The organism is Dongia sp. (genome assembly GCF_041906375.1).
Classification (GTDB): domain Bacteria; phylum Pseudomonadota; class Alphaproteobacteria; order Dongiales; family Dongiaceae; genus Dongia.
On record NZ_JAYRJJ010000002.1, the window covers coordinates 478202 to 491402 of the forward strand.

General features: G+C 63.5%; 13 protein-coding genes. 2 read left to right on the plus strand and 11 right to left on the minus strand.

The window, feature by feature from the left end:
- Positions 1-142 precede the first annotated feature (142 nt).
- Positions 143-505 (plus strand): histidine triad nucleotide-binding protein, encoded by a 363-nt coding sequence (locus ACE3OA_RS09050; protein WP_374310179.1) that lies wholly within the window; start codon positions 143-145, stop codon positions 503-505.
- A 77-nt stretch (positions 506-582) separates the two neighbouring features.
- On the plus strand, positions 583-1221 hold the full coding sequence (locus ACE3OA_RS09055; protein WP_374310181.1) for a glutathione S-transferase family protein: 639 nt from the start codon (positions 583-585) through the stop codon (positions 1219-1221).
- A 6-nt stretch (positions 1222-1227) separates the two neighbouring features.
- Here ACE3OA_RS09055 and ACE3OA_RS09060 read toward each other — a convergent pair whose 3' ends face one another.
- The 11 genes from ACE3OA_RS09060 to ACE3OA_RS09110 all read right to left on the minus strand — a co-directional run bounded on the left by ACE3OA_RS09060 (position 1228) and on the right by ACE3OA_RS09110 (position 13198).
- Entirely contained in the window at positions 1228-1587 is a 360-nt protein-coding gene (locus tag ACE3OA_RS09060) for a hypothetical protein (protein WP_374310183.1), read from the minus strand.
- A gap of 77 nt (positions 1588-1664) precedes the next feature.
- Positions 1665-2843: an ABC transporter permease gene (locus tag ACE3OA_RS09065; protein WP_374310185.1), complete on the minus strand. Its 1179-nt coding sequence runs from the start codon at positions 2841-2843 to the stop codon at positions 1665-1667.
- Entirely contained in the window at positions 2840-3871 is a 1032-nt protein-coding gene (locus tag ACE3OA_RS09070; protein ID WP_374310187.1) for an ABC transporter permease, read from the minus strand. Before ACE3OA_RS09070 ends, ACE3OA_RS09065 begins: the two co-directional genes overlap by 4 nt.
- A 13-nt stretch (positions 3872-3884) precedes the next feature.
- The gene (locus ACE3OA_RS09075) at positions 3885-5819 is read right to left on the minus strand and encodes an ABC transporter substrate-binding protein (protein ID WP_374310189.1); all 1935 of its coding nucleotides are present in this window, start codon (positions 5817-5819) and stop codon (positions 3885-3887) included.
- The gene (locus ACE3OA_RS09080) at positions 5816-7720 is read right to left on the minus strand and encodes a dipeptide ABC transporter ATP-binding protein (protein ID WP_374310191.1); all 1905 of its coding nucleotides are present in this window, start codon (positions 7718-7720) and stop codon (positions 5816-5818) included. The genes ACE3OA_RS09075 and ACE3OA_RS09080 overlap by 4 nt, the downstream gene beginning before the upstream one ends.
- Positions 7717-8211 (minus strand): hypothetical protein, encoded by a 495-nt coding sequence (locus ACE3OA_RS09085; protein ID WP_374310193.1) that lies wholly within the window; start codon positions 8209-8211, stop codon positions 7717-7719. The genes ACE3OA_RS09080 and ACE3OA_RS09085 overlap by 4 nt, the downstream gene beginning before the upstream one ends.
- Positions 8212-8245: 34 nt before the next feature.
- The gene (locus ACE3OA_RS09090) at positions 8246-9040 is read right to left on the minus strand and encodes a polysaccharide deacetylase family protein (RefSeq protein ID WP_374310195.1); all 795 of its coding nucleotides are present in this window, start codon (positions 9038-9040) and stop codon (positions 8246-8248) included.
- Entirely contained in the window at positions 9033-10205 is a 1173-nt protein-coding gene (locus ACE3OA_RS09095) for a glycosyltransferase family protein (RefSeq protein WP_374310197.1), read from the minus strand. Before ACE3OA_RS09095 ends, ACE3OA_RS09090 begins: the two co-directional genes overlap by 8 nt.
- Positions 10198-10800: a histidine phosphatase family protein gene (locus ACE3OA_RS09100; RefSeq protein ID WP_374310199.1), complete on the minus strand. Its 603-nt coding sequence runs from the start codon at positions 10798-10800 to the stop codon at positions 10198-10200. The genes ACE3OA_RS09095 and ACE3OA_RS09100 overlap by 8 nt, the downstream gene beginning before the upstream one ends.
- The gene (locus tag ACE3OA_RS09105) at positions 10797-11936 is read right to left on the minus strand and encodes a glycosyltransferase family 4 protein (RefSeq protein WP_374310201.1); all 1140 of its coding nucleotides are present in this window, start codon (positions 11934-11936) and stop codon (positions 10797-10799) included. The genes ACE3OA_RS09100 and ACE3OA_RS09105 overlap by 4 nt, the downstream gene beginning before the upstream one ends.
- 47 nt (positions 11937-11983) lie before the next feature.
- The gene (locus ACE3OA_RS09110) at positions 11984-13198 is read right to left on the minus strand and encodes a glycosyltransferase family 4 protein (RefSeq protein ID WP_374310203.1); all 1215 of its coding nucleotides are present in this window, start codon (positions 13196-13198) and stop codon (positions 11984-11986) included.
- Between the last annotated feature and the right edge of the window lie 3 nt (positions 13199-13201).

Sequence of the window (13201 nt, forward strand, 5' to 3'; positions counted from 1 at the left end):
ATTGTTACAGCTTGATGAACCTCCGAAAAGGCCGATTTCGCAAGGGGTTAGAATCCCATCCGCCGCCCTGCCCCTTGACGCGCGGCGGCTGAATCGGCCAGTTTCGGCGTGAAATCAATCGGATCAACCGGGGTGAGCGACCATGGCCTATGACAGCAACAATATCTTTGCGCGGATCCTCCGGGGCGAGATCCCCTGCGACAAGGTCTATGAGGACGAGCATGTGCTGGCCTTCCGCGACATCCGCCCCCAGGCCCGGGCCCATGCCCTGATCATCCCCAAGGGCGCTTATGTGTCGCTGGAGGATTTTTCAGCCCGCGCCTCGGAGGCCGAGATCGTCGCCTTCCACCGCGCCATCCCGAAGGTCACCGCCCTCATCGGCGTCAATGTCACCGGCTATCGGGCCATCGCCAACAGCGGCGCCGACAGCCACCAGGAAGTGCCGCATTATCACCTGCATCTGCTGGGCGGCCAGCGCCTGGGGCCGCTGCTCAATCTCGCCTGACGTCGCACCCTAAGCTGTGAGCGTCGCTCACGGCTGTTGCAACAAATCGTCAATTGCGGGAATCGGCGCCCCGCGTCATGAACGGCGCAATCGATTGCAACGAGGGGGCCGGCATGCTGACGCTTTACGACAGCGCAATCTCAGGCAACGCCTACAAGGTGCGCCTCATCCTCAGCCATCTCGGATTGCCGCTGAAGCGCATCGAGATGAGCGTCGACGACAGTTCGACCCGCAAGCCCGACTTCCTCAAGGTCAACCGCAACGGCAAGGTACCGGCAATCGTGCTGGAGGACGGCACCGCACTCGCCGAATCCGATGCCATTCTCTATTACTTCGCCGAAGGAACACCCTTCTGGCCGGCGGAGAAGCTCGACCGGGCCCGCGTCCTGCAATGGATGTTCTTCGAACAATACAATCACGAGCCGACCATCGCCGTGGTCCGCCATTGGGTGGCGCATCTGGGAAAGACACCGCAGAACGAGCCCACCCTGCCGGCTAAAATCGCCGCTGGATACCGCGCGCTCGACGTGATGGAAGACCACCTCGCAAAACACGACTACTTCGTCGCCGGCCGCTACACCATCGCCGACATTGCACTTTACGCCTACACCCATGTGGCGCATGAGGGTGGCTTCGATCTTGGCCGCTATCCTTCGATTTCAGCCTGGCTAAAGCGCGTGGCGGGACAACCCGGCCATATCCGCATCACCGACTGACGCCGGTCAATCGACGATCTCGTAATCGACCACGATCGTCGAGCCGCGGGCGAAGACGACGCATTTGACGCCGGCCTGCTCGCAGAGCTGGATGGCATTGTGGGTGTAGCTGCCAGGTCGGCAATAATCGCCCGGGCAGAGCGAATAGCCTGAACCGAGGCCTGATTCCGTCACCACGAAGGCCCCGCCGCCGCGGCCGAGTTCGCGCTTATAGGCCTCGAAATCGTCCCAGACCGATCGGCTGATCTGCAGTTTCTCGTCGCTCGCCAATTGGACGCGCCCCTGCTGGGGTTGGCAGGCGGATGCCAGCAGTGCCAGGCCGGCCACGGCGGCGAGATGGATTTGACGTGGGAAGAAGTTCAGCAAGGATGCCCCTATGGTATGGTCAATAGGAACATCCTCGCATGTTGCGGGTGGTGCTGCCAAGCCCGGCCGGGATGGATTCAGCGATAGGGATCCGCCGCGTCGCGCAAGCCGTCGCCGAGGAAGTTGAAGGCCAGCACCACGACAATGACCGGCAGAATCGGCAGCATCAGCCACGGATAGAGCGCTACCACGTTGATGTTCTGCGCCTCGTTAAGCAAGACGCCCCAGGAGGTGATCGGCGGCCGGATGCCGAGGCCGAGGAAGGAGAGCGCCGTCTCGCCGAGGATCATGCCGGGAATGGCGAGAGTGGCCGAGGCGATGAGATGGCTCATGAAGCTCGGCATCAAATGGCGGAAAATGATGCGCCCGGGCGAGGCGCCCATCAATTGCGCGGCGACGCAGAAATCCTCCTCGCGCAGGGAAAGGAGCCGCGAGCGCACGGCCCGCGCCAGACCGGTCCAATCGATCAACCCTAAGATGATCGTGATGCCGAAATAGACCAGCATCGGCGACCAGGTGACCGGCAGGATTGCCGCCAAGGCGAGCCACAGCGGCAGATGCGGGATCGACCGCAGGACCTCGATCGAGCGCTGCAGCAGGTCGTCGACCCAGCCGCCGTAATAGCCGGCCAAGCCACCGAAGGTCATGCCGAGCACGAAGCTGACGGCAACGCCGATAAGCCCGATGGTGAGCGAGATGCGCATGCCGTAGAGAATACGCGACAACATGTCGCGACCCAATCGGTCGGAGCCCAGCAGGAAGAGTGGCGTGTCATTGTCGGGCGGGCAGAAGAGATGTGTCTTGCCCTCGATGAGGCCCCAGAATTTGTAGGAATCGCCCGCGCAGAAGAAGCGGATCGGGCGCGGGTCGATCACATTTTCCGTGTAGATGCGCTGCAGATTCTCCATGTCGAGCTTGTAATCGAGCGCATAGACGAAGGGTCCGATGAACTCGCCCTGGTGCACCCAATGCACCTTCTGCGGCGGTGCATAGATATAGTCCACATTGCGCGCATGCTGGCCGTACGGTGCCAGAAATTCGACGAACAGGATGGCGAGATACATGATGGCGAGCACGAGGCCAGCGACCATGGCCACCTTGTGGCGGCGGAAACGCAGCCACATCATGCGCCATTGCGACGCCATGTAGATCTTTTCCAGCGCCGGATTGACGCTGTCGATGGCGTAGGGGTCGAACGGCGCCTTGCTGACGAAATGCGGCATGCTGCTGCCGGGGCGGGTATCGGAGCCGCTCATTTTTCAGCTCCTGCGCCGAGGCGGATACGCGGATCGAGCAGCGCCAGCAGCACGTCCGAGATGAAGATGCCGATGACCGTCAGAAAGGCCATGAACATGAGGAAGGAGCCGGCCAGATACATATCCTGCGACCGCAGGGCCGCGAGCAGCATCGGCCCCGTGATGGGCAGCGACATGACGACGGAGACGATGACCGAGCCGGAGATGAGCTCGGGCAGCAACGAGCCGATATCGGCGATGAACGGGTTGAGCGAGATGCGCAGGGGATAGCGCAGCAGCAGGGTGAGCGGCGGCAACCCTTTGGCCCGGCCGGTCGTCACATATTGCTTGTTGAGCTCGTCAAGCAGATTGGCGCGCAGGCGCCGGATCATGCCGGCAGTTCCCGGCAGGCCGATGACCAGCACCGGCACCCACATATGCTCCATCACGCTCATGATCTTGGCCATCGACCAGGGCTGGCCGACATATTCGGCATCCATCATGCCGCCGATCGAGGTGCCGAACCATATGTTGGCGAAATAGAGCAGCACCAAAGCGATGAGAAAGCTGGGTGTCGCGAGCCCGATATAGCCGAGGAAGGTGAAGATGTAGTCGAAGATGGAGTATTGATGCGTCGCCGAATAGACCGCGATCGGGAAGGAAACGATCCACACGAAGAGAATAGATGCCAGCGAGATGATGACGGTCAGCATCAGTCGGTCGCCGACCACTTCCGATACTGGCAGGTTATGCTCGAAGGAATAGCCGAGATCGCCGAAGATCAGGCCGCCGCTCTGATGCTCGAAACCCTCCCAGCGGCCGAACATCCAATGCAGATATTGGACATGCATCGGCTCGTCGAGACCATAGGTCTTGCGCAGGAAATCCATCTTGTCCTGGTCCATGTTCTCGCCGCGCGCCTGCATCTCGGCCATCATAGTTTCCAGGAAGTCGCCGGGCGGGGCCTGGATGATCGCAAAGACGAGCATGCTGATGACCAGCAGGGTCGGGACCATGACCAGCACACGCTGAATGAGGTAACGAAGCATCTCTTGCTGGTTCCTATTGCAGCCGGCTTTCGACCGGGCTGAGTTCCTTGGGCGTTTCCTGCCAGAAGCTGTCGGGCTTGTAGAGGCCGAAATGAGCCCCCGGTTCCCATGACCAGATGCCTTTGGCCGGAACATTGTGGAAGCCGGTCGCGACGACCACCGGCTGCGGAATGTTGGCAACGGTACCGATGGCAAAGACCTGCTCGGACCATAGTTGCAGGATATCGCCCCAGATCTCCGCGCGCGCTTCGCTGGTGGTCGATTCCTTCCAGGCCTTGAGGAGGTCGGCCAGTTTCTGCGCCTCGGGCAGGTCGATCGGAGAACCGTTCATGCCGCCGGTTTCGATATATTGGCCCCATTTCGGCCACATCAGCTGCTGCTGGGTCGAGGGCGCGAATTCCTGCGGGCTCATATCCGCCGTCGGCAGGCCGTTATCGACACCGAAGAAGACCGACATGATGCTGTCGCCGGCAAAGATACGGTCGCGGAATACCTCGCGCTGCGAGGGCTTCACGAACATGTCGATGCCGATGGCGCGCCAATTGTCCTTGATCAGTTCGAGAATGTCGGATTCCTCGGTCGATTCACCAGCCGTGTCAACGATGATGGTCATGCGCCGCCCATCGGGCAGCAGGCGAAAATCTTCATCGTCGCGGGCGGTGAGCCCCATCTCGTCCAGCAGCCGGTTCGCCGTCGACACGTCGAAGCTGGACCAGGCCGTCTGGTAATGCGGCTTGAAGAGGGGGCTCAAGGGCTGGATCGTATTCGCACCTTCCTTGCCGAGGCCATAATAGATCGCCTGGTTGATCTCGTGCCGGTCGATGCCGAGGGAGAGCGCGCGCCGGAACCGGATATCGCGATTGACCGCGCGCCACGCTTCGTCATTGCAATTGAGATTGGGATAGAGCGCGAAATTGGACCCGCGGCTGTCTTCCCAGAGATGCAGCGCGAAGCGGCCGTTCTTCTCCGCCTGTTTCAGGAAGGTGTAATTGTCGAAGCGGATGTAGCGCGCCTGCAGATCAGCCTCGCCCGTCCCGGCCTTGGCGGGAATGAGCTTGCTCTCGGCGATGTCGAACACGACCTGGTCGAGATAGGGGAGCTGCTGACCCTTGGTATCCACACGGTAGTAATAGGGATTGCGCACGAATACGAGCCGGTCTGCCGGCGGCTTGATGCGCAGGACCCAGGGATCGAGCGTCGGCAGTTTCGGATTGTCGTTGCGATACTGATTGCCGCGCCGGTTGAGGAGCGCGCCCCAGCTCGGCTGGCCGCTATCCTTCACCGCCTCCTCAAGCTCCGCCGGATCGGCATATTTCGCGTGGAATTTCTTCAAATATTTCGACGGCATGTAAATGTAGAGCGGGCTCGCCGCCGCCAGCGCCGGCAGGAAGTCGGTGTTGGGCTTCGACCAGCTGTAGCGGATGGTCGTATCGTCGATCACCTCGACCTTCGGCATTTCGCCATCGACCATGAGAATGCGCGGCGGACCAGCCGGCATCAGCTCGGTATTGTTGGCGACATCCTCCCACCAGAAGCGGAAATCTTCGGTGGTGAAGGCCTTGCCGTTCGACCATTTGTGGCCCTTGCGCAGATGGAAGGTGAAGATGCGCCCCTCTTCCACCTCATAGCTCTCGAGGAGATCCGGCACGATCTTGTAGTTGCGGTCATAGCCGACCAGGCGTGCATAGGAATAGGCGACGAGGATGCGGCTATCCTTGGGGCTGGCCATCAGCATGCGCATTTCGCCGCCCGGGCGGCCCAACTCGTCCATGCTGGCCACAGCCGGGTTTTCCGGCAGCCGCTCCGCGACCGGCGGCAAGTCACCCTTGGCCTCATCCTCGGCAAAATAGCTGGGGCCGACATAAGTGCCCACTTCCGCCGCCGGCGCCTGTGCTGCGACCAAGGTCAGGACGGCGGCAAATCCCGCCAACAACCAGTTCCGTGTCATGCCGCGATGCTCCGGATCGAAAGCGCCGCGCGGACCCAATGCCCGTTCCCGATATCGACCAGCGTCGGCTGGTTGTCGGCATCAATGGTGAAGGGCGCCGTCCAGGCTGCGGGCGAGGAGGTTTTGTCTTCCATGACCTTGTTGAAATCCAACGGGCAATCGAGCGACGGATTTGGCACGGCGGCCAGCAGCGCCTTGGTATAGGGGTGGACCGGATTGCGGAACAATTCGCGCGTCGGCGCCAATTCGACCACGCGGCCGGCACACATCACCATGATTCGGTCGGCGACATAATCGACCACCGCCAGATTGTGCGAGATGAAGATATAGGTGAGGCCCAGCTTGGCTTTGAGATCTTTCAGCAGATTGAGAATCTGCGCCTGGATCGAGACGTCGAGCGCCGAAACAGGCTCGTCGCAGATGATGAGATCGGGCCTGAGTGCAAGCGCCCGGGCGATGCCGATGCGTTGGCGCTGGCCGCCGGAGAAACTGTGCGGATAGCGCCGGAGATGCCGGATATCCAGCCCCACCAGGGCCATCAACTCCTTCACCATTTCGGCCCGCGTCGCCGCGTTGCCGACATTGTGGATGACCAGCGGCTCGCTGATGATGTCGAATACCGTCATGCGCGGATTGAGGGACCCGATTGGGTCCTGGAAGACGAACTGCACGCGCTTGCGGTATTCGGCCAGGTCGTTGCCGCTCATATGGCGGACATCGATCGACCGGCCGCGATCGTTGTAGCGGATCTCGCCCGTATCGGCGGATATCGCCTTCATGATGATCTTGGAAAGCGTGGTCTTGCCGCAGCCGGACTCACCGACCAAGCCCAGGCATTCGCCGCGCTGGACCTCGAAGCTGACATCGGAAACGGCCATCACCGATTTCTGCGCCTTCATCGACCACAACCCGCTCTTGCGGATGGTGAAGCCCTTGGAGACGCCGTTGACGCTGAGCAGCGGTCCGGCTTCATCGGCACCCTGCGGCCAGGCCTGCTTTTCGGCAAACAGCGGCCCGGCTTCGCTTCTGATTTCCCGGATGGGCACCAGCCGTTCGGTGGCTTCCATGCCGAAGCGCGGCACGGCATGGAGAAGCGCTTTGAGATAAGGGTGTTCCGGCGCGCCGAAAATCGCCTCGACCGATCCAGCCTCCATCACCTCGCCCTGATACATCACGACGACTTCATCGGCGATGTTGGCGACGACACCGAGATCGTGCGTGATCATCAGCATCGCCATGCCCAGTTCCGACTGCAGATCGGCCATCAATTTAAGGATCTGCGCCTGGATGGTGACGTCGAGCGCCGTGGTCGGCTCGTCGGCGATGAGGAGGGCCGGCTTGCACACCAGCGCCATGGCGATCATCGCGCGCTGGCGCAGGCCGCCTGAAAGCTCGAACGGATAGATCTTCAGCGCCCGGTCCGGATCCGGGAAGCCGACCGCGCGCAGCATGGCGACGGCGCGTTCGCGCCCCTCGGCACCGGACAATTTGGAATGGAGGTGCAACGCTTCGCAGATCTGGTGACCGACCGTATGGACCGGCGAAAGCGAGGTCATCGGCTCCTGAAAGATGATCGAAATGGCGGCCCCGCGAATGGACCGCATCTCGGCCCCATCGCGGTCCAGCTTGGCAATATCGACGATGCCGCTCTTCTGGCCCCAGTCGTTGCCGCTGCCGGCACGTCGGTCGAACAGGATTTCGCCGGAACGGATCCGCGCCGATTTCGGCAGCAGGCCCATGATGGCCTGCGCGCAGACCGATTTGCCGGAACCGGATTCGCCCACCAGCGCCACGGTCTTGCCAGCGGGCACGCGGAAGGAGGCGCCGCGAACGGCCTGGATGGCACCGCCTTCCAGGGCAAATTCGACGGCAAGGTTACGGACGGTCAGCAGGTCGGTCATGCCGGCACCTCGATCCCCAACGACAGCAGATTATGCGCGGTATAGGCATCGACCAGCACGCCGTTTTCCTTGGCGACATGGGCCGCCTTGGTCACCAGGCTCTGGAAATGGGGCAGGTCGGAATCGACGCTGATGCTGCCCCCGTTTTCCGCTTTCAGCTTCAAGGTCATCCAGCCCCCCTTATTGCGCCCCAGCACGGATCGTACCGCGTAGAAGCGCAAACTCAACCCTTTGAGGTCTTTCCAGGCGATGAAACGGCGCGCCCAGGGCCCGGAACGGATACCTTCTTCACTGACTGTGATGCGCGTCACATGGCGATTGGCGGCGTTGGCCGTCACGATGACGAAAAACACGGCCAGGGCGACGAAAAACCAGAAAATGCCGGTACCGGATTCGGTGGTGGACAAGATCTGCACGGACGCGGCCAGGCCCAGAACCCCAAGAAGGTAATCCTTGACCAATGCCGAGAGCGGATACCGGAACTCAAGCATGGAACGCCAACCCCTAACCCCTTACTTCTGCGCGCTATAGCGGCGGCCACAGCGTCCGGGGGTCCAGAAACAGCTCCAGTTCCCCGCGCCGGGCGAGCCAATCTTGCAGGTTCTCGAGGAATCGCCAAGTGGCGGTATCGTGAACGAGGTGATGGGTGAGAATTCCGGTAGGCAATTCCGGCTCAACCAGCCCCGTCCGCCGCGCGGCAAGGTGGCTGACCAGCCGCCCCAGCGCCGCCGCTTCCCCCACAAAGCCGCGGCTGCCGCGCCAGTCGATCACATCCACCTGGGTATTGATTTCATGCACGCCTGCGGCACGGCCCCTTTCCCGCCCATAGGGCAGGTCGTCGAACCGGCTGAGGCCGCGGAAACCGAGGCCGGGCAGCAGCGGCAGCGTTTCATTCGCAATGCGGTTCCAGGGCGGCGTCAGGACCGGCAGAAAGCGGGCGCCGAACAGCCCGCTCAACCGGGCAAGGCCGGCCGCGAGCCCGGCCCGGATGTCCGGCAGCGGCCGGATCGACGGGAATTCGCTGTTCTTGCCGCCCGCCGGGGCATGGCTCACATGGCCGATACCGTGCTGCAGCACGCTGGCCACGGGCCAATCCGCCAGACATAGGCCAAGCGCATCCTCCAGCGGATTGGCGGGTGCTGCCGGGATGACGGCCAGCGCCAATGGCACCCGCGCCGATCGCTGCAATTCCAGGAGCGCCGGCGTTACCGCAACGGCATCGTCATCGCGCCACCACAGGGTCGCTCGCCGGCCAGCGAGGCGCCAAAGATCGACCTCGCGCGCCAGGGCGTCCCAATCGGCGGCAGGCAGCTCAGCCACGGAGCACCCCGGCACGCTTCTTGGCGAGGGCGTTCAAGGTGATCTCGACCGAATGCCTTGCCCCGTCGAGGTCGAGGTCGATCGGCAAGGCGCCGATCTGGGCGCGCCGCGTCAATGTCGCCGCCAGGGCCGCGGGGTCGAGATTGTCGGCATCCAGAACGTCGAGCGCATTGCGTTCGGCGAGCAGTTGCGCCCGCAGCGCCTGCTCGCTCTCCTGTCCTTCCGCAAAGGGCACGATCACTGCCGGGGTATGCAGCGCCAGCAATTCCATCACCGTGTTGTAACCCCCCTGGCTCAGCGACACATGGCAATTGGCGAGCAGCTCGGTAAAATCGGCGCGGAACCGATCGACGACGATGCCCGGATCGATCGCCGCCGCCTGTTGCAGCACCGCAAAGTCGGCCTCGGGCAGGTTGCGCCCGGCGACAAATCGCCAGCGCCGTTCCTTGAGGCTCGAAAGCCGCCGCGCCGCCAGGGCCGCCGTGAAAAGCGGGGCACCGACCGCACCGCCGCCGGCAGACACCAGAACTTCGCCCCCGCTTCGATCCACGGCACCGACCGTCTTGGGCTTCTCGACCACATAGCCGGTATAGTGCAGCCGGTCGGCGATGGCCGGGGCGCGCGGAAAGGTACGCTCGAAGGGCACCAGACGTGGATCACCATGCACCAGCACTAGGTCAAAATAGCGCCGCACCAGATCGGCCGCCTCCGTCACCCGGTCATCGCGCCCCTTGTCCACCAGGATGTCCCGCACCGAGCTTGCCACCAGCAGATTGGCGTTCTGCGCCCAATAGAGCAAAGGCAGCAATTCGAAACGGAACTGCCGCCGCCCGAAAGGATACATTTCGATCACCAGCGCGTCCGGACGGAACGCGGCCGTCTCCTTCAGCACCAGATCGCGGCGCCTGTCCTTCCAGGCGCTGTCGATGACCTGCCCGTCCGCGTCCAGCAGCGCCGAGAACTGGGAATCCGCCGCGAGGCAGGGCGGCAATTGCACGACCCTCGCCGCGCCGAAATCGACGTCCGCCACCGGGACGCCGCCGGACAGGACCAGCACGTCGATACCGGCATCTACATAGGCGCGCGCCAGGGCCGCCGCCCGGCGCAGATGGCCGATGCCCAGAAGATGCTGCACATAGAGGGCGAGGCGGATCTGCTCAGCCATGACCGCCCGCCATTTCGATGTTGAGCTCGACGATTTCGGGTACGCCGCCGGCATTCAGCTGGAATAGATGCGCCCTGCCGTCGCGCAGCTTGGTAGGCGGCTTCTCCGTCATCTCCCAGCCGGTCGCCAGCGCATAAAGCGCGCGTTGCACAGCCTTATGACTGACGAGCACCGCGTCGCGCCCCTCGGCAGCGAGGCGCGCCAGCAGCGGCCGCAACCTTGCCTGCACCTCGCGCGGGCTTTCTCCATTTGGCGCGCGGAAATCGAGGCCCAATGCCTCGCGCGATTCGGCATCCGATCCCGGCGCCTCGCGCAAGGCTTCCAGGCTTTGCCCTTCCCAATCGCCGAAACTCATTTCACGCAGATCCGGCTCGATCTCGGCCACCACGTCCGGAAAGAGGATCGCCGCCGTTTCCCTGGCGCGGCTCAAGGGGCTGGTGAGAACGCGCCACTGGTGCCATGCCGTCGGCACGGACCAGCTGGCGGCCACGATGCGACCCTGCGGCCCCAGACCGATATCGGTGCGACCCTGCAGTCTTTTTTCGACATTCCACTGGGTGGGGGCATGCCGGATGATGGCGCATTGGATGCTCACGCACCCACCACTCTGTCGAGGGTCTTCTTCAAGGTCGCGGCGGCCGCCGCGATATCGTGAAACTTGCGCGCATGAGCGGCGGCGGCAAGACGGACCGGTGCCAGTTCCCGTTCCAGCGCGAAGTCGACATCGGCCGCGAAAGCGGTGGTATCGCCCGGCGTCGACAACCAGCCGGTCTCGCCGTCGGCCACCATTGCCGGCACGCCGCCGCAGGCCCCGGCGATGACCGGCGTGCCGCAGGCCTGCGCTTCGAGGAGCGCCATGCCGAATGCCTCGTTGATCGCCGGCCAGACGAAGAGGTCGGCGCTGGCGTAGATTTCGGGCAGTTCATTGGCGGGCTTCTGCCCCAGCCAGGCCGTGCGCTTCTTGACCATGGCGAAGGCATGTTCGATGTCGGCCCGCGCCGGCCCGTCGCCGACGATGATCAGCTGATAGGCCCGCGTCACATGCCGCAGCGCCTCGGCCAGCGCCTGATAGGAAGCAAGCTTGTCACCCTTGCGCATCATTGCCACGGTCAAGAGCCACGGCATGTCGGGATCCAGATTGTAATGCTGCGACAGCTTCAGCCGCCCCAGCGCCCGGTCCGGCCCGCGCGGATCGGTGCCAAGGAAGGCCTTCAAGTCGAGGAAGGGCGGCAGATCGACCAGCCGCTTGCCGGACACGATGGCCCCCAGGCATTCCTTGTCGGCCGGATTGAGGCAGAAAACGGCAGCGGCTTGGCTGATCGCGTCCTCGGCCGCCGCATGCGAAAAGGCGAATGGCCCGGTGGCACGCTTGGGCGCGTGGCTCGCTTCCGCCGCGATATAAGGAATATCGAGTGCCCTGGCCACGCGCGGTCCCACCCAATCCACGGCCTTGTAATAAAGATGATAGGTGAACCAGGCGCGCGGGCGCTGCCCCTTGGGCAGTTTCCGGTACTTGGCGATCAGCTTCTCGGCGATGCCAAGCCCCCTGGCGGCGAGCCGCTTCTGCTCGGCCTCGGTATCGCCCGTCAGCCGCGCCCGGAACCGGCTGGCAATGACCGGCTCGATCCCGCCCCGGCGCAAAGCGGCCAGCAACAGGCGCCCCACGGTCCTGTCGCCGGACGGATCGGGATGGTCGGGCGCCTTCAACGGCGCATAAAACGCGATTTTCATGCGCCGGATGGTGCCGGGGGATGCGTCGAGGGTCCAGGGAAAAGTGACTAATGGCTCTCCGCCGCAAATCGGCGCTGAAGATCCTCGATGCCGGCCTCCATGGCGAAATGGGCGTGGAGGCGCGTGAAGCCGGCTGCGGCCAGAGCCTCGCGCTTGGCCGGGTCTTCGATCAATGTGCGGATGGCACGGGCAAGTTCCGCCGCATTTTCCGGCGGCACCAGCAGGCCGGTTTCACCGTCATTGATGAGTTCGGGGATGCCGGAAATGTTGGTCGCGATGCAAGCAAGGCGCTGGCTTTGCGCTTCCATCAGCACGTTGGGCAGGCCGTCGCGGTCGCCATCGGCGGCGATCTGGGCGGCCAGAACGAAGAGGTCGGCGGCGCGATAGGCCGCAAGCACCCGCTCCTGCGGCAGGGCGCCCAACCACTGGATGCGGTCGTTGATGCCAAGCCCCGTGGCCTTGGCCTTCAGTTCAGCATCCAACGGCCCGCCGCCGATATGGGTGAGGCGCCATTGGCAATCCTTGGGCAAGAGCGCCAGCGCCTCCAGCAGCGTCGGATAGCCTTTCTTCTCCACCAGGCGCCCGACCGACAGAATCTCGACCGGCCCGGCCTTTGCCGCACGCGCCGGCGGTTCCGGAAAGCGGCGGAAATCGAGGCCATGATAGACCAAGGCCACCTTGGCCTTGTCGTCGACCAGCGTCTGGAGATGCGCGTGGCCGCTGGCCGTGCAGGTCACCAGCCAGTCGAGACTGGCAAGTTTCTCCGCCTTGTCCCAATCAGGCGACGTCCAGATGTCCTTGGCATGAGCCGAGCAGGACCAGGGCGTTCCGGCGATGAGATGGGCGTAATAGGCAACCGAGGCCGGCGTGTGCAGGAAATGGGCATGCAGGCGCAAGGTATCGGCCGGCATCTCGGCCACCAGCACGCAGGCCTGGCCGAAGCGGCGGCCACGATTGGGCGTCGGATCGCGCACCAGATCCTTCAACCATTGCAGGAAGGCGCGCGCGAAACCGCGCCGTTTCAGGGCCACCAGCACCCCGCGAAGAACCCGGCCCGGCTCCTGATAGAGATATTCCGGCAGGTAGGTGACCTTCGCCTTGATCTCGTCATGCACCGGGTGACGGTACTTGTCGGTGGGAAAACGCAGGCTCCAGATCTCAAGCGGGATGCCGCGGCCCTCCAGGCCCAGAATCTCCTGGGCGATGAAGGTCTCGGAGAGGCGCGGATAGCCCTTGAGGAGAAAGAGGATGCGGCCGGTCACGAA

What these genes read in the sequence shown, in the direction of transcription:
- ACE3OA_RS09085 (WP_374310193.1), bottom strand. Translation starts at nt 8,211, where the DNA reads ATGCTTGAGTTCCGGTATCCGCTCTCGGCATTGGTCAAGGATTACCTT.
- ACE3OA_RS09105 (WP_374310201.1), bottom strand. Translation starts at nt 11,936, where the DNA reads ATGAAAATCGCGTTTTATGCGCCGTTGAAGGCGCCCGACCATCCCGAT.
- ACE3OA_RS09055 (WP_374310181.1), top strand. Translation starts at nt 583, where the DNA reads ATGAACGGCGCAATCGATTGCAACGAGGGGGCCGGCATGCTGACGCTT.
- ACE3OA_RS09050 (WP_374310179.1), top strand. Translation starts at nt 143, where the DNA reads ATGGCCTATGACAGCAACAATATCTTTGCGCGGATCCTCCGGGGCGAG.
- ACE3OA_RS09095 (WP_374310197.1), bottom strand. Translation starts at nt 10,205, where the DNA reads ATGGCTGAGCAGATCCGCCTCGCCCTCTATGTGCAGCATCTTCTGGGC.
- ACE3OA_RS09075 (WP_374310189.1), bottom strand. Translation starts at nt 5,819, where the DNA reads ATGACACGGAACTGGTTGTTGGCGGGATTTGCCGCCGTCCTGACCTTG.
- ACE3OA_RS09070 (WP_374310187.1), bottom strand. Translation starts at nt 3,871, where the DNA reads ATGCTTCGTTACCTCATTCAGCGTGTGCTGGTCATGGTCCCGACCCTG.
- ACE3OA_RS09080 (WP_374310191.1), bottom strand. Translation starts at nt 7,720, where the DNA reads ATGACCGACCTGCTGACCGTCCGTAACCTTGCCGTCGAATTTGCCCTG.
- ACE3OA_RS09065 (WP_374310185.1), bottom strand. Translation starts at nt 2,843, where the DNA reads ATGAGCGGCTCCGATACCCGCCCCGGCAGCAGCATGCCGCATTTCGTC.